16 protein-coding genes and 1 other RNA gene are annotated in these 15,943 nt (G+C 46.7%); 1 reads left to right on the forward strand and 16 read right to left on the reverse strand.

All coding sequences use genetic code 11. The features are described from left to right. Window positions 1-342: 342 nt before the first annotated feature. From ACWXW9_RS26255 to rpoE, 16 genes are all read right to left on the reverse strand, one after another. Complete coding sequence (locus tag ACWXW9_RS26255) at window positions 343-618, reverse strand: pro-sigmaK processing inhibitor BofA family protein (protein ID WP_494931780.1); 276 nt, start codon at window positions 616-618, stop codon at window positions 343-345. Beyond that, complete coding sequence (locus tag ACWXW9_RS26260; RefSeq protein WP_494931781.1) at window positions 615-926, reverse strand: DUF2508 family protein; 312 nt, start codon at window positions 924-926, stop codon at window positions 615-617. The genes ACWXW9_RS26255 and ACWXW9_RS26260 overlap by 4 nt, the downstream gene beginning before the upstream one ends. Before the next feature lie 213 nt (window positions 927-1,139). Further along, complete coding sequence (gene recR / locus ACWXW9_RS26265; RefSeq protein WP_025683200.1) at window positions 1,140-1,739, reverse strand: recombination mediator RecR; 600 nt, start codon at window positions 1,737-1,739, stop codon at window positions 1,140-1,142. Window positions 1,740-1,765: 26 nt separating this feature from the next. After that, entirely contained in the window at window positions 1,766-2,077 is a 312-nt protein-coding gene (locus tag ACWXW9_RS26270) for a YbaB/EbfC family nucleoid-associated protein (RefSeq protein ID WP_013308226.1), read from the reverse strand. Between the two features lie 45 nt (window positions 2,078-2,122). Continuing rightward, window positions 2,123-3,877, reverse strand: a complete 1,755-nt coding sequence (dnaX, locus tag ACWXW9_RS26275) for a DNA polymerase III subunit gamma/tau (RefSeq protein ID WP_494931782.1) — start codon at window positions 3,875-3,877, stop codon at window positions 2,123-2,125. A gap of 203 nt (window positions 3,878-4,080) precedes the next feature. Then, window positions 4,081-4,491, reverse strand: coding sequence for a GNAT family N-acetyltransferase (locus ACWXW9_RS26280; RefSeq protein ID WP_494931783.1), 411 nt, complete (start codon window positions 4,489-4,491; stop codon window positions 4,081-4,083). A gap of 66 nt (window positions 4,492-4,557) precedes the next feature. Beyond that, window positions 4,558-4,767, reverse strand: a complete 210-nt coding sequence (locus ACWXW9_RS26285) for a hypothetical protein (RefSeq protein WP_494931825.1) — start codon at window positions 4,765-4,767, stop codon at window positions 4,558-4,560. Between the two features lie 147 nt (window positions 4,768-4,914). Further along, window positions 4,915-5,181: signal recognition particle sRNA large type (ffs, locus tag ACWXW9_RS26290), an RNA gene on the reverse strand. A 106-nt stretch (window positions 5,182-5,287) separates the two neighbouring features. Further along, a complete protein-coding gene (rpmE, locus tag ACWXW9_RS26295) occupies window positions 5,288-5,485 on the reverse strand; it encodes a 50S ribosomal protein L31 (RefSeq protein WP_134911660.1) in 198 nt (65 codons plus the stop codon). Between the two features lie 157 nt (window positions 5,486-5,642). Next, window positions 5,643-6,914: a radical SAM family protein gene (locus ACWXW9_RS26300; protein ID WP_494931784.1), complete on the reverse strand. Its 1,272-nt coding sequence runs from the start codon at window positions 6,912-6,914 to the stop codon at window positions 5,643-5,645. A 156-nt stretch (window positions 6,915-7,070) separates the two neighbouring features. After that, the gene (gene rho, locus ACWXW9_RS26305) at window positions 7,071-8,405 is read right to left on the reverse strand and encodes a transcription termination factor Rho (RefSeq protein ID WP_494931785.1); all 1,335 of its coding nucleotides are present in this window, start codon (window positions 8,403-8,405) and stop codon (window positions 7,071-7,073) included. 258 nt (window positions 8,406-8,663) lie between these two features. Next, window positions 8,664-9,917 carry a UDP-N-acetylglucosamine 1-carboxyvinyltransferase gene (gene murA / locus ACWXW9_RS26310; protein WP_494931786.1) on the reverse strand — a complete coding sequence of 418 codons (1,254 nt, stop codon included), beginning with the start codon at window positions 9,915-9,917 and terminating at the stop codon, window positions 8,664-8,666. Between the two features lie 208 nt (window positions 9,918-10,125). Next, window positions 10,126-10,980: a class II fructose-1,6-bisphosphate aldolase gene (fba, locus tag ACWXW9_RS26315; RefSeq protein WP_494931787.1), complete on the reverse strand. Its 855-nt coding sequence runs from the start codon at window positions 10,978-10,980 to the stop codon at window positions 10,126-10,128. 230 nt (window positions 10,981-11,210) lie between these two features. Next, window positions 11,211-11,597: a response regulator gene (locus ACWXW9_RS26320; RefSeq protein WP_025683192.1), complete on the reverse strand. Its 387-nt coding sequence runs from the start codon at window positions 11,595-11,597 to the stop codon at window positions 11,211-11,213. 213 nt (window positions 11,598-11,810) lie between these two features. Continuing rightward, window positions 11,811-13,412 carry a CTP synthase gene (pyrG, locus tag ACWXW9_RS26325; protein WP_494931788.1) on the reverse strand — a complete coding sequence of 534 codons (1,602 nt, stop codon included), beginning with the start codon at window positions 13,410-13,412 and terminating at the stop codon, window positions 11,811-11,813. A gap of 402 nt (window positions 13,413-13,814) precedes the next feature. After that, window positions 13,815-14,363, reverse strand: a complete 549-nt coding sequence (gene rpoE, locus ACWXW9_RS26330; RefSeq protein ID WP_494931789.1) for a DNA-directed RNA polymerase subunit delta — start codon at window positions 14,361-14,363, stop codon at window positions 13,815-13,817. A gap of 405 nt (window positions 14,364-14,768) precedes the next feature. Between rpoE and ACWXW9_RS26335 the strand changes: the two genes are divergently transcribed. Next, on the forward strand, window positions 14,769-15,929 hold the full coding sequence (locus tag ACWXW9_RS26335) for a S8 family peptidase (protein WP_494931790.1): 1,161 nt from the start codon (window positions 14,769-14,771) through the stop codon (window positions 15,927-15,929). Window positions 15,930-15,943: the final 14 nt, after the last annotated feature.

Raw genomic sequence — 15,943 nt, forward strand, 5'->3', positions numbered from 1 at the left:
TTGCAGCATGTCCGAAACCTTCGCGGTTCACTCACTCGTTGTTCAGTTTTCAAAGATCAAACCTTCATATTCTCTTGCTTTGTTTCACCACCGCATCTCAGCGGCGACTTGATTAATATAACATACATTCGGGATTTAAGTCAACACTTTTTTAAAATTATTTTTCAATTTCATTTCAGCGTTGTTCTCACAAAAAAATTCCCGGGCTTTAAGGGCCGAGAATTAATGTATCATATAATTGAATTGGTCGTCAACTATATTTTAAAACAAAAGCATATTCCGCTTTGCCCTTACGCGAAAACTCACATACAATCCTTTTCCCTGATTAAACTCTATACACACTCACATAACCTGTCCAAACAATATCATTTTCAATCCCAGTAAAAGCGCGATTCCAGGCACTCCCAAAACCGTTACGGCTCCCATCGTTACCGGATTAATCGGGATATACACCTGCGTGACCCAACCCGAATAATTAATGACATACAGTGCAATTGCCGCCAGAGCCATATGTGCTCCAAACACAGTAAGCCAGCCGATACCCAGACGTTTTTTGAGGATAAGATATGACAGCACCACAGCACAGGCAATCAGAACAAGCCAGACAGCACTTCTCATTCGGCCCTCCGTTTATGAACACGATCTGCATCATTGGCATACCCCGGTTCGTCTGCGGGCAGGTGGAAACGATGTAACCCTTGCTGTTTGGCACATTTTAAATGTATCTGATATTTACGCTCCGCAGCTTCCAGAACAAAAATGGCATAGTCGATTTCGTCCTCGCCTGTAGCTTCATGAAATAACCGATGCGCTCTTAACCATTCTGCGTGCGAAGCCCGAATCTGGGCAAACAACTCCTGACGATACTCTGCTTCCGATTTACCGTGCTCTTGTCGACGAAAATTTTGCTTCATCCGTTCCCACATCCATTCATCCTCCTCACAAGCTGAATTATGTGCACAGTCTGTAAGACTACCTTATTCATACTTATTTAACAGAGGACAAACTTAGAACAAGAACTGCCCATACCAGCCCTATCATCACAAAATAAAAAGGAGCCATAACGGCTCCCCATTGTGTCGAGACAATCCATACGATTTATCGACACTAAAAATATCTATAACATATACATGTACTTATTAGTTCAGCTCTCTGCGGCCTTCCAGCGCTTTGGACAGTGTTACCTCATCGGCATACTCCAAATCCCCGCCTACTGGCAATCCGTGGGCAATACGAGTAACCTTGATTTCAAAAGGACGCACCAGCCTGGAAATGTACATGGCCGTCGCTTCTCCTTCAATGTTCGGATTCGTAGCCAAAATCAGCTCTTTGATGCGTTCATCACTAAGCCTGTTCAATAATTCCTTGAGCTTGATATCCTCAGGACCAATTCCCTCCATAGGAGAGATTGCTCCATGAAGCACATGATAAAAGCCGTTAAACTCCTTGGTGCGCTCCATAGCTACCAGATCCTTGGAATCCTGAACAACACAAATGACGGAAGCATCCCTCGTCTTATCCTGACAGATCCGACAAGGGTCCGTGTCCGTAATATTGCCGCAAACGGAACAGAAGTGAAGATTGCGTTTCACATTGACCAGTGCTTTGGCAAAATCAATCACATCGTCTTCCTTCATTTTCAGTACGTGAAAAGCCAACCGGGCAGCCGTCTTCGGCCCCACTCCCGGCAGGCGCGTAAATGCATCAATCAGCTTTGCAATCGGCTCCGGATAATACAATAGTGTGTTTCTCCTTTATGCACAGTCTAGAACAAGCCTGGAATTTTCATACCGCCTGTAAATTTACCCATATCATCATTAGCCAGTTCATCTGCTTTGGACAAAGCATCGTTGACCGCAGTCAACACAAGATCTTGCAGCATTTCCACATCATCAGGATCTACAGCCTCCGGTTTGATGGTGATGGAAAGCACTTTTTTATGTCCGTTTACCTCTACAGTCACAACACCGCCGCCGGAAGTACCTTCAATTACTTTTCCACCAAGCTCCTCTTGGGCTTTCAGCATTTGCTCCTGCATCTTTTTCACTTGCTTCATCATTTGGTTCATATTGTTCATTTCAATCATCTCCTTTAATGAAGTATACATCCAGACACGTTGATTTTAATCCTTTATAACTACCAGATCTTCCCCGAAAAGTTCAATAGCTTCATCAATCCAGGGCTCCTTGGACTTTCCCGGCGCGTCATGCTCCTGCTCCAGTTGGAATTCTTCGGCAGGCTGGACGGGAACTCCTTCAATCGCAGCATTCCAATCCTTTTGCATCATCGTCACCAGACGATAGGGATGGCCCAATTGTTCGTGCAGAACCTTCTCAATGACCTGCTTGTTGGCAGGCTTTTCAGTAGTTTCACGGTGAATGTTATTCTTAAACGCCACGAGCACGCTATCCTCTAATACAGACACAGGCTCGCCGTCCATAAACCATGCATGAACTGTGACTTTCGCTTCTTTGACTCCCTGCAAAATTTGGCTCCACTTACGCCCCGCAGCCGCAAATGCCTCTCCCGACTTCTCAGCGATATAGCGATCTAACTGGGAAGGGAGCTTGGCTGGCGCAGAAATCCGCGGAGCGGGAGCGCGCCCTCCGGGGGCCTGACGGCTCCCCAACGATGCATCCTGCCCTGTCCCGGCAGCCAATCCGCCTTGCAACGCACGTTCAAGCTTCTTCTCCAGCTCGGCAAGCTGGCGCTTCAAAACAGCTACATCTTCCTGATTGGCAGTGGCAGCGCCGGAATGCTGCGCGGTCGACTGAGCAGCAGCTCCAGCTTCCCCAGGAATGCTGCACAGCTTCAATAGAGCTACCTCAAACAAGGTTTGCGGCTGAACGGCATACTTCATCTCGCTCTGATAGCGATTAAGCGTGTCGATCATGCTAAAGAGTTGCTCCTTGGTAAAAGCTTCTGCCACTTCCTTGAACTGCTCCGGCTCCAGCACACGCTCTGTCATTTTAGTTGCCTGCGGTACCATCTTAATCATAAGCAGATCTCTGAAATAGTACAGCAGATTTTCCATGCATTTATCTGCGCTTTTACCTTCTTGCATAAAGTTCTCAATCATTTGAAGTACTGTGCCGACATCTTCTTTCAGCAATGCCAAGGCAAGCTTGCCGAATTGTTCAGACGCAATACCTCCCGTCATATCCAGCACCTGCTGATAAGTAACCCGACCGTCTGTAAACGAAGATATCTGATCCAGAACGCTAAGTGCATCCCGCATTCCGCCATCTGACAGACGCGCAATGTACTGTAATGCGTCCGAATCAGCCTCTATGTTCTCCTGTCGACATATAAGGTCAAGCCGCTCCGTCTGCTCCTCTAGCGATACCCGCCGAAAGTCAAAACGCTGACAACGCGAAATGATCGTCGCCGGAATCCGGTGCGGTTCTGTGGTAGCCAATATGAACATCACGTGTGGCGGCGGTTCTTCCAGCGTCTTAAGCAACGCATTGAACGCTTCCGTCGTCAGCATGTGCACTTCATCGATGATATAAACCTTGTGCCGTACTTCCGTCGGCGCATATTTGACTTTATCGCGCAAATCACGAATCTCTTCAACGCCCCGGTTGGAGGCTGCATCAATCTCCTGTACATCCATGACCGCTCCGGCTGTGATCCGTTTACAGGCTTCGCATTCGTTGCAAGGCTCCGGCGCCGGTCCATGCTCACAGTTAATTGCCTTGGCCAAAATTTTGGCCGCACTCGTCTTACCCGTTCCTCGCGGACCGCTGAACAGATAGGCATGGGACGTGCGATTTTCGCGGATGGCATTCTGCAATGTCTGGATAATATGCTGTTGTCCTACCATGTCCTTGAACGACTGAGGCCGCCAAGCACGGTACAACGCTATATGTTCCAATGTGCGTTACCCTCTTTCCCATTCACTTTCATGAACATTAATGTTCACTTCATTATACTATACTCCCGTCCGAATCTAAACCGGACACCTTTCAATTTATAAACACAAGGCTATGTTTTTGTTTATTGTTGATATTCGAGCAAAAGAAAACCGCCTTATGAAAAGCGGTTAAACTAATCCTTTTTAAGTGGATAATAAATGAATTAAAATAATTTTTTGGTCAGAATTATTTCCAACGGCTCATTTTCGAGTAATAAACACCCTGCGTCCCGATACCCTAATTTTCTATAGAAGTGCTGTGCCTCTTCATTTGCCAGAGTAGATGTCATAACCAATTTGAAGCCCTTTTGTCTCATTTGATCTTCCCAAAAGAGGACAACTTGCTTACCTACACCCTTGTCTCGATATTGTTCATCGACCCAAATCATGTTCAGAAAAGGTGTGTTGTCCCAAAAATATCCATACCTCATCCATCCGATATTACTTTCATCTTGGTTCCGCATTATGTATATTTCATTTCCCTTTATTTTTACCTGTATTAAACTCTCTGAAATATGATGGTCACGGTCTCGTATGTATCCATGGTCTGAATCAGTTGCAAAAACAATTCTCATCTTTATTCCCCCCTTTATGTCACATTAACAACTAATCCATCATTTGTAATCTCCCTGCCAGTTAGTTTAGGAGGAAAAACATGCTCTACAAAGATTGGTGTTTGTCTCATGAACAGCAAACAGCAACGAGTGACCAGCATATTTATCGCAATGCGGACAGGCAAGCCCATCTTTATGCTTCCGCTCCTGGATTTCATTAATCGCATGTATGATGAGTTTCTGCTTACCGCTATCATCCAAAGCATCAGCGAGCTTCTTCAATTCATTGATATCCATGGGTAAATCATCTCCGTAAGACGTTGCACCCCTAATTACAGAACACCTGTTCTTATTAATCAATTATCAACAATGTAATTATACAGCGCCAAACACAAAAAAACATCTTCGCAGTGACTGCCAAGATGTTCTAATATCCAATATATACCGTGCACCTGTTATTGATCGTTGTGATCCGAGCGGCAATCCTGAACAACAACTCGGGCTAGGCCGCCCTCCGGCACAAGAGTGTTCTCGCTTATGGCTGCTTCCTTCCGGACCTGACCAGGTTCACAAGTACTCATTGCGGAGGACCCAACCGTCAACATTGTGCGCAGGGACCAGCCTCACATCAACAACACCTCTAACAGGAATTCAACCTCGCTATAGCGGATTGCGAGTTACAGGGCACCGCTACCTCCCCATCTAGCACGGTGAAAATAAGTATATCTCAAGGCAGCACAAAAAGCAAACATCCACAACAAAAAGAGCCTCCGCAATAGCAGAAGGCTCTAATAACTTTATAACCTGCGGTAATCGATTAGATACCGTATTTCTTCTTGAAACGATCCACACGGCCGCCAGCATCAAGGAATTTCTGCTTCCCTGTGAAGAATGGGTGGCAAGCGGAGCATATCTCCACGCGCAGAGAACCTTTCACAGAACCGGTTTCAAACGTATTTCCGCAAGCACAAGTGACATTAGTTACGTTAAATTTCGGTTGAATAGCTTGTTGCATTGAACTTTCACCTCTTTCCGCCCTGAGCGTCCTATCGGCCCAGAGTTATATGAACACATGTTCACATTATAGCACCTGGATATGAGCGTTTCAACAACTCTTTTGTGTATCCAAAAATGGCGTAAAACAGGTGTAGTTCAACTTGATATTGACCATTTTAGGCCTTGGCAAATTTGGGACGCGCCAGCCCTTGAGGCGGTATGTGGGTGTAAGACCCGATAACAACATCAGGCAGTTCCTCCCGGTAAATCTCAAGCATTTGCTTCATGCCAAGAATCTCTCCCTGGGCAGGTGGAATCAGCTCCAAATAGCTTTCAGGATCAATGTTCAGGTTGCGCATCTGAATAAGCTTGAGCTTGCTGCGTTTGGCAAACTCAATCATCGCTTCGATTTCTTCCTCACGGTCTGTCACACCCGGAAAAATCAAATAGTTAATCGACGTATATACACCCTGCTCGGAAGCATAACGAAGTGATTTTTCCACATTGGCTAACGTGTAACCACGCGGCTTGTAGTACGCATTGTAATGGTCGTCCAGTGCGCTAATCGTGCTGACCCGCATCAGATCAAGCCCGGCATCTACAATACCCCGGATATGGTCATTCAAGCCTGCATTCGTATTGATATTGATGTATCCCATATCTGTAACGGAACGGACCTCTTTGATCGAATCAATAATCAGCTTGGCTTGAGTAGAAGGCTCCCCTTCACACCCTTGGCCAAAGCTAATAATGGACTCCGGTGTTTTCAAATGCTCCAGCATGACTTCCACAATCTCCTCGACACGAGGGCGGAAGTTCATTCTCGTCTGAGGGGATACAAAACCGCTGTCATCCGGCTGTTCCGAGATGCAGCCAAAGCATCCGGCATTACAAGAGTAAGATACCGGAACTCCACCCTCCCAGCGATTCAGGAACGTGTTCGAGGAGGTAAGACACTCATAGCCTAAGGCACAGTTGGACAAATGTTGGTACAGCCGATTTTCCGGGTACTGCTCTGTCATCCGTTGCACACCCTGTTTTACCTCTTGGCGGTCACAATTTTCCGGATTCCATTTGGACGGATTATCACTCCGCTCAGCCGTTACATAAAAGGCTCCATCCTTCCAGACCACGGCTGAATAGCCAAACAGGGGGAGCTTATACTCTTTATCTGTCTTCACATACCCTGGCAGGCATAAGCGTGTAAAGCCTTGAGGCAACAAGGCCCCCACTGCCTGCATATCGCCTGGCAAGGAAACCATTTCCCCGGATTCAGGGTTCATACCGACCGGGCGTGTGTTGGGCAGACTTACCAGCGTAGCTCCTTCCGGTAGCGGAATAAGCTCATCTTCCATGATTTCGACAATCATGTCTGCACTGCGGGCAAGCCCATACAAAGAAGCATGATCATATACATTGCCTTTTTCGTCGGCATACACCAAATACATTGTGGAGCTCCTTTCATTCCACCAAGCGCACGCCTGAAACAAATAGAACCGTAACGGGTGCGTGCTTGAGGAACAGATAAATACCTATCATGGAAATTACGTTTATCCATAGGCTGATCATTGTTATTGAGGGTAGCTGTAGCTATATTGCTGGATTTAGTTGGTTGAAGCTGGAACCGATGCTGCGGTGGAACGCGTGGTTCTCCGTTGCGGAGTGCCTGAGCTGCTTTGTGATCCGCTGGACGGTGCCGTTGTATCAAACGAGGCCAAAAACTCTGCGTTGTTGCTGCTGTTCCGTAATTTCTTTAGGAAGCCTTCCACAAAATCGTGGCTTTCCGTCATATTTTTTCGAATGGCCCAAATGGTATCCAATTCTTCCTTGCCTAACAACATTTCCTCACGCCGGGTACCGGAGCGACGAATATCAATAGCCGGGAATATGCGGCGTTCCGCAAGCTTGCGGTCCAAATGAAGCTCCATATTGCCTGTACTTTTAAACTCTTCATAGATAATGTCATCCATCCGCGATCCAGTATCAATGAGCGCCGTGGCCAAAATGGTAAGACTTCCACCCTCTTCCACATTCCGCGCCGCACCAAAAAAACGTTTTGGACGGTGGAAGGCCCCTGGATCAATACCCCCACTAAGTGTACGACCGGAAGCTGGAATAACCAAGTTATAGGCACGCGCAAGACGAGTAATGCTATCCAGCAGGATAACCACGTCTTTTTTATGCTCTACGAGGCGAAGGGCACGCTCTAGAACCAATTCCACTACCTTGATATGGTTCTCAGGCAGTTCATCAAAAGTGGAAGCAACAACTTCACCTTTAACAGAACGCTGCATGTCGGTCACTTCTTCCGGACGTTCATCAATCAACAAGACAAACAGCTCAATCTCGGGATTGTTAGTAGAAATGCTATTGGCAATTTCTTTGAGGAGAAGTGTCTTACCAGCTTTGGGAGGTGCCACAATGAGTCCACGCTGTCCAAGTCCGACAGGGGCCAATATATCCATTATTCTCGTAGACAAATTATTGGGGGTAGTTTCAAGGACTAATTTGGTTTGCGGATACAGTGGAGTCAGTGCAGGAAAGTGTAGCCGCTCAGCAGCTTGTTCAGGACTTCTTCCATTGACTGCGTTAACTTGAAGCAATCCAAAATATCGTTCATTCTCTTTCGGAGTCCGGCATTTACCGGATACTAGATCGCCTGTTCTCAAGTCAAACTTGCGGATTTGTGAAGCAGAGATGTAAATATCTTCGGTACTCGGGAGATAATTGATCGGCCTCAGAAAGCCGTAACCTTCAGGAAGTATTTCCAGAACCCCCTGCATAAACATCAATCCGCTCTTCTCGGCTTGTGCGCGCAGGATGGCAAAAATTAATTCTTTCTTCTTGAGCGTTCCGTAGTACGGGATCTGGTATTGCTTGGCCAGCTTGTACAGATCGGTCAGCTTCATTTCTTCCAGATCGGAAATTTGCAGATCCATATAATAACCACCTATTCAATTATTAAGTCCATTCAAAACTAAATGATAGACAATGATATCATAAACACCATTAACATAATTTTAACCAAAACAAATAAAGTTATGCAGCCACCTGCTTGGATTATACCGAATTATTCCGGTTTTCCGATAAAAGATTGTTAGGTATGAACCTGTATCTTGTATCATGCAGCGGCTGCATAGAGCCTATCCATTCTATTGTTCATCCGTTTCGGGTGTTCAAAAAATGTACGAAGTTTGTTATTCTGTCTGCCGCCATACGTCCGCGCCCAAAAGACGCAGATTGGGGACGAGATGATCATAACCACGATCGATGTATTCGACACCTGACACCTCGGTTACGCCTTCACTTACCGTAAGTCCGGCAATGACAAGCGCTGCACCAGCACGCAGATCGGCCGCTTTGACTTTAGCCGCATTAAGCCTGCCGCCCTCAATAATAGCCGAACGACCTTCCACACGGATTTTAGCTCCCATTCGTACTAGTTCAGGGACATGTTTAAAACGATTGCTATACACAAAATCGCTCAGTACACTGACCCCTTGCGCCTGGGTAAGCAAACTGGTCATAGGAGATTGCAAGTCTGTGGCGAATCCGGGGTAAATTAAGGCTTTAACATCAACATGCTCATAGGAAGGCGAGCCCAAAACACGAATACTTTCGTCGTATTCCTCTATACCGATACCCATTTCCTGCATTTTTGCAGTGAGCGCCTCCATATGCTTGGGAATTACGTTGTCAATTAGAACATTACCACGAGTAGCCGCAGCAGCAATCATATATGTGCCCGCTTGTATGCGGTCAGGTATGATGGAGTGACGGCAGCCATGTAGCTCGGACACGCCTTCAATCCGGATCGTTTCCGTTCCGGCGCCCTTAATAATGGCCCCCATGGAGTTTAACAAGGTTGCTACATCTATAATCTCAGGCTCTTTAGCCGCATTTTCGATAATTGTGGCGCCTTTGGCACGTGCGGCCGCCAGCATAATGTTAATCGTAGCTCCTACGCTGCTGACATCCAAATAAATCTTGGTACCGCGTAGCTCTTTGGCATGCAAATGAATAGCACCGTGCTCATTCGTAACCGTAGCACCCAGTGCTTCAAAACCTTTGATATGCTGATCAATGGGCCGGGGTTCAAAATTGCACCCTCCTGGCAAACCGATGATCGCTTCCTTGAATCTGCCTAGCATGGCTCCCATCATATAATAGGATGCTCGTAATTTCTTAACAGGTCCATTCGGCATAGGAATGGATTTAATGGAGGAAGGATCTATTCTCATCTGGCTGCCTTCCCAGGCAACGGTTGCACCAAGTTCCTCCAGTATTTCGGAATACACCGCCACATCACTCAACAGCGGCAAATTGTCCAAAATGACTTCCGACTCTGCCAGAATGGCGGCGGGAATCAAGGCGATGGCACTGTTTTTGGCACCGCTGATGGAAACTGTACCTTGAAGCGGCCGTCCACCGGTGATCATCAATTTTTCCATAAGCTTGAGGGTCCCCCTACTTGTTTTGCAGTCGGTCAAATAATAAAGTTTCAACTTTTTGGTAGTTAAAATGGAAAGACACCGGCTAAGCGGTGTGCTTTCCAAGTCAAACTATTCAACTGAACAGATTCAAATCTTCTGTGCAGAAATACAATTACAATCAAAAGATACATTGAACCATGCAGATGCACAGTCAATCAACTTATTCTTACGCTTGGTTGTTGGAACCGAACTCACGGATTTTACCGATAACGGTTTGTTTAATCGCTTCACGACCTGGAGCGATAAATGTACGTGGGTCATAAGCATCCGGTTTCTCAGCAAGCACTTCACGAACCACTTTCGCGAACACGATTTGGTTCTCTGTGTTTACATTGATTTTGGAAGTTCCCAGCGAGATTGCTTTTTTGATGTCATGCGTTGGGATACCAGTACCACCATGCAGAACGAGTGGAAGTTTGATTGCAGAGCAGATCTCTTCCATTTCTTTGAATCCGAGGTTTGGCTCGCCTTTATAAGGTCCGTGAACGGAACCCAGTGCAGGAGCCAGTGTGTCGATACCTGTTTCGTTAACGATACGAAGACAGTCGTCAAGCTTCGCGTACATTACGTCACCTACAACATCATCCTCTTGACCGCCAACCATTCCAACTTCAGCTTCAACGGAAACGCCTTTGGAATGTGCATATTCAACGACTTTTTTCGTCGTTTCGATATTTTTGTCGATTGGGCTGTGGGAATCGTCAATCATAACAGATGTGAAACCAGCATCAATGGCTTCTTTACATTTTTCAAAGCTGGAACCGTGGTCCAAATGGATCGCAACCGGAACCGTAATTTTCATGTCATGAATAAGACCTTCTACCATTTTAACAACAGTGTAGAAACCGCCCATGTGACGTGCTGCGCCTTCAGATACACCCAGGATTACCGGGGATTTTTCTTCTTCAGCAGCGCCCAGAATAGCTTGAGTCCACTCCAGGTTGTTAATGTTGTACTGACCTACCGCGTATTTTCCTTCAAGTGCTTTGTTCAACATGTCTGTCATAGATACCAATGGCATGGTTACAGTCCTCCTAAGGGTGTTTGGGTTTGTCTATATTTTAGCCGACATCACATACGGGCTTATTATACCACAACCCATGTTAAATACTAAACAAGCTTTTGCACATCAACACATACGAAAATCACGCCCAGGACGCCGTTTTTTCATAGAATTGTATAAGGAGAGGATTTACTTTCAGTATTTCCCATAAACACAAACAAAAAACCCTGTTGTGTTAACAGAGTTTTTCAACCAAAGTGACTCGTTTCGTCACCCCTGAGTTGCTTGTTTACGGCGATTCGCATTTCATCAATATCAAAGGGCTTGGTAAAGTGCATGAGTGCTCCCAGTTCCGTCGCCTCTTTAATCATGTCCAATTCACCATAAGCTGTCATCATAATAACCTTGATATCGGGATTCATGGTCTTTAGATGCTTCAAGATTTCAAGTCCGTCCATACCCGGAATTTTCATATCGAGCAGAACCAGATCAGGCGGTTCCTTTTCAACAATTTCAAGTGCAATTTTTCCGTTTGCTGCCTGAAAGGTCTCGTAACCCTCACTTCCGAACACTTCCATCAGCAAAATTCGTATTCCATTCTGGTCATCGACGATTAATACTTTTTTCTTTTCCAATGTTTTAACCTCCTAAGATCTTAAAACGAGGATCATGCAGCTATTGCCATAACAGCGTCCGATGACGTACAATATCCGTCCCATACCCTAAACTATATTCGCTCCTGCAAAAAGAAAATCCTTCTCTTATACATAATTGTGGAATATTCTTTCATAATCAGGAAGCGTGGAATAAAAAAAGACCTCCCAGAGGAGGTCTAACAGGCTGTAGCATTAGCCTTGAGGCTGCAATGCCGCCTTAACAAATTCACGGAACAACGGCTGTGGACGGTTCGGACGGGAAGTAAATTCCGGATGGAATTGTACCGCCAGGAACCATGGATGCTCAGGCAGTTCCACAATTTCTACCAAACGTCCGTCCGGTGAAGTACCGGAAATGCGAAGACCTGCTTTTTCAATAACTTCACGATATTCATTATTGAATTCATACCGATGACGGTGTCTTTCATATACCAGCTCATCGTTGTAGCAAGCCGAAGCCAGCGAACCTTCCGTCAGTTTGCACGGATACAATCCGAGACGCATGGTGCCGCCCATATCTTCGATGTCCTTTTGGTCAGGCAGCAAGTCGATGACCGGGTAATCCGTAGCCGGATTGATTTCCGAGCTGTTGGCTCCTTCGAGACCAGCCAGAGAACGGGCAACCTCAATGACAGATACCTGCATGCCAAGACAAATACCGAAGAATGGGATTTTCTGTTCACGTGCATAACGGATGGTGCTGATTTTACCTTCAATTCCGCGATCACCGAAGCCGCCCGGTACGAGAATACCGCCAATGCCGCCCAGCATGTCCGCTACGTTCTCGTCCGTTACTTCTTCTGCGTTCACCCAACGGATTTTCACATCCGCATTGGCATCAAATCCGGCGTGTGAAAGGGATTCAACCACACTTAAATAAGCATCATGCAGTGCAACATATTTACCAACAATGGCGATTTCAACCGTTTTATCCAGCTTTCTGATCCGTTCAACAAGCCCTTCCCACTCCGTCATATCCGGTGCAGGTGTTGTCAGCTTGAGGTGGTTGACTACAATCTCGTCCAAGCCTTCTTCACGCAGGTTCAATGGAACCTCGTACAAAGTCGACGCATCGCGGCATTCTACTACTGCGTTAGCATCAATATCGCAGAACAGCGCGATTTTGGCCTTCATATCGGAAGAAAGTTCATGCTCTGTACGGCAAACAATGACATTCGGCTGAATGCCGATGCTGCGCAGTTCTTTTACACTGTGCTGAGTTGGTTTGGTTTTAACCTCACCAGCAGCTTTAATATAAGGAATGAGGGTTACGTGAATGTACATTACATTCTCCCGTCCAACCTCACTTTTGAGCTGACGGATAGCTTCCAAAAATGGCAAGCTCTCGATATCGCCTACGGTACCGCCGATTTCTGTGATAATTACGTCCGAACCCGCTTCACGGCCTGCACGATATACGCGCTCCTTGATTTCGTTCGTAATATGAGGAATAACCTGCACCGTACCGCCCAAATACTCCCCGCGACGCTCTTTGCTGATTACGCTGGAGTATACCTTGCCTGTCGTGACATTGCTGTTCTTGGACAGATTAATATCAATAAAGCGCTCATAGTGTCCCAAGTCGAGATCCGTTTCCGCACCGTCATCCGTTACAAACACTTCACCGTGCTGGTAAGGGCTCATCGTCCCTGGATCGACATTAAGGTAAGGATCGAATTTTTGAATCGTTACCTTCAGTCCCCTGTTCTTCAGAAGCCTTCCCAGTGAAGCTGCCGTAATCCCTTTGCCCAAGGAAGACACAACCCCGCCTGTCACAAAAATATACTTTGTCACTGTTAAAAACCCTCCTAAATAAAGTCCAAAATTCAGGCGACATTATGATGTTATCGTAACCCGTTTACACGGATTATCATCCATGAAGAAGGCAGCGGAATCATTTTCCATGCCCGCCGCCCCTAGCCCTCTTTCATGAGTGCAAACACCCTATAAAAAAACAAAAAAGCACTCCCGTAGTACGGGGCACTTTTATACAAAAAGCAAACATATAAGTGAATCAATCATAAGCCCAAGCAATAGTTTACCCCGTGTCCAATCCGCTGTCAAGGAAGTTATCTGTGTTAATTTGCCCGTTGAACAAGATTAGAGGGAATCCATCTGAATGCTTCAAATCAGAAGGCAGTTTCAAGAAAATGGTCATGAAAAAGGGGAGAATACATCTCCCCTTACAGCCTGATCCTAACGAAGCGAATCATCGTCGTCTTCCGTCGACTCGTCGTCATTTTCATCTTCTGTATCTTCCTCATCACTGAGGTCTTCATCGTCTATAACCACGTCTTCATCACTATCATCATCTTCACCGTCGAACAGCTCTTCTTCGCCATCCTCGTCTTCACTGTCTGCATCGAAGTCGTCATCGGCGCTGTAAGTTTCTTCTTCCTCATGATATTCCTCTTCGTCGTCATCGTCTTCGTCATTAATGATACGAGGACGCTTGGCGCCTGTCAGAGTATCTTCGGATTTATCCACTGGATACCAACGTTTCAAGCCCCACAGATTCGTACCGACACAGGCGAAACGCCCGTCAATGTTGATTTCAGTATATAGCTGAGCGATAACGTCATTAATTTCTTCGTCGGACATGCCGCGCAATTTGGCGACTTCATTCATCAGGTCACGGTAATAATATGGAGTATTGGCCGATTTCAATACCATAAATGCCAAATCCACCATTGGAGTCTCGTGGACTTTCTCCGGGTCAATCTTCAAGTTGAGTGGGGTACTCACCTAGGGACACTTCCTCTCACACGTAATTCACAAGAACATGTTTCAGAGCATACACGATACATGCAATACTAACATATCCATTATCAAAACTAAGTAAAACCTATTTGGAAGCAAATTGCAAGTTAAACATGGGTATCCGTACAATTTGCAGTAGTATGCCTTGAACAAGGCGGCGCACGTTAAAAAGACGGGGTCCCCCCCGTCTCCGACTGTACCCGCTCCGGGAGAAGTCCCCCAAAGTTGTTGCACAAGAGCTTTTGCCCTCCATGTATCGTATGTGTCCACAATCACTTTGACACGACGAGCAGGCCTATTTCCATAAAAAAGGGGCAGGTTTCCCATGCCGCTGCTGATGCTTGCTCATACAATACCTCAGCATGGCTCATCGGAGGGGGACTGTCTCAAATGGACTATCCGGGTTTTTTGCAGCGTTTGCACGAGGGTATTTCGGAGCCGTCCAGCAGTGGACGACACAAACAGATCATTACGTTCGATAAGCCTCACCAATACCGGGAATGCCTGTCCTATCTCAGGAAGCTGAAGCCCGAGCTTGCGGGATTGCGGCAAGTACAGCCGGCCCGACTGATTCGCGCTCTGATCGCCCCGCTTCCAGGGGGAGACAGGCTGGGCAAATATCACAACGGTGTTACCGTTGAAGAAGATACTCGCATGAGGGTACATGGAGGAACGGCCCAGATGCCGAAGGCGGAGAAAAACCTGCCCATGCCGTGGGGGGTTAAACAGGTGCGCGCACACAAGGCTTGGCCTTCCTCTACAGGAAACCGAATCAGGATTGGCGTGATCGACACAGGAGCGGATTTTCAACATCCTGATCTGCGGCATTCTCTCGCCAGAGGCATCAATTTGCTTAATCGGACCATGCTGCCCTATGACGATAACGGTCACGGCACTCATATTGCCGGTACCATCGCGGCATCCAACTATGATGGGGGTATGGTTGGCGTAGCACCTCAGGCGCTGATTCATCCTGTAAAAGCATTTGACCATAACGGAGCCGCCTACGTCTCCGATATTATTCTCGGCATCGATTGGTGCGTATTGAATCGTATCGATATCATCAATATGAGCTTCGGTATGAAATCACGCAGCAAGGCGCTGCTTGATATGGTGAACAAAGCGTATCAAAACGGTATCGTGATCGTAGCTTCCTCGGGAAACGAGGGCAAGCGCCGGAGTATTGACTACCCGGCACGCTATTCCCAGACCATTTCAGTCGGAGCTACCGATAAATACAGACGCATCGCGCCTTTCAGCAACCGGGGACAATTCGTAGACGTGTACGCACCGGGTGAAAAGATCATTTCCTCATGGATACACGGCAAGCATCACGAAATGAGCGGTACGTCTATGGCTACTTCCCACGTGACCGGAAGCATTGCCCTGCTCCTTTCACTGAGACCGGAGATGGAGCCTGGAGAAATCAAAGCACTGCTCAAGCGTACCGCTACACCGCTGCGCCTTCGTAAAAGCACCGGGCGCAACTCTATATCCACGAAACTTGGGGAAGTCGATGCCTTCCGACTGATGCAGGAGGGTACAAAATAACGGATGGAGTAAAT

It is taken from the genome of Paenibacillus sp. LT-B23 (genome assembly GCF_059417685.1).

Excerpts from the sequence above, each read along its gene's own strand:
- ACWXW9_RS26335 (WP_494931790.1), top strand. The coding sequence starts at position 14,769 with ATGGACTATCCGGGTTTTTTGCAGCGTTTGCACGAGGGTATTTCGGAG.
- ACWXW9_RS26260 (WP_494931781.1), bottom strand. The coding sequence starts at position 926 with ATGTGGGAACGGATGAAGCAAAATTTTCGTCGACAAGAGCACGGTAAA.
- ACWXW9_RS26270 (WP_013308226.1), bottom strand. The coding sequence starts at position 2,077 with ATGAACAATATGAACCAAATGATGAAGCAAGTGAAAAAGATGCAGGAG.
- fba (WP_494931787.1), bottom strand. The coding sequence starts at position 10,980 with ATGCCATTGGTATCTATGACAGACATGTTGAACAAAGCACTTGAAGGA.
- ACWXW9_RS26300 (WP_494931784.1), bottom strand. The coding sequence starts at position 6,914 with ATGTATTTGGTGTATGCCGACGAAAAAGGCAATGTATATGATCATGCT.
- ACWXW9_RS26280 (WP_494931783.1), bottom strand. The coding sequence starts at position 4,491 with ATGAGAATTGTTTTTGCAACTGATTCAGACCATGGATACATACGAGAC.
- murA (WP_494931786.1), bottom strand. The coding sequence starts at position 9,917 with ATGGAAAAATTGATGATCACCGGTGGACGGCCGCTTCAAGGTACAGTT.
- ACWXW9_RS26255 (WP_494931780.1), bottom strand. The coding sequence starts at position 618 with ATGAGAAGTGCTGTCTGGCTTGTTCTGATTGCCTGTGCTGTGGTGCTG.
- ACWXW9_RS26285 (WP_494931825.1), bottom strand. The coding sequence starts at position 4,767 with ATGGATATCAATGAATTGAAGAAGCTCGCTGATGCTTTGGATGATAGC.
- rho (WP_494931785.1), bottom strand. The coding sequence starts at position 8,405 with ATGGATCTGCAAATTTCCGATCTGGAAGAAATGAAGCTGACCGATCTG.
- rpmE (WP_134911660.1), bottom strand. The coding sequence starts at position 5,485 with ATGCAACAAGCTATTCAACCGAAATTTAACGTAACTAATGTCACTTGT.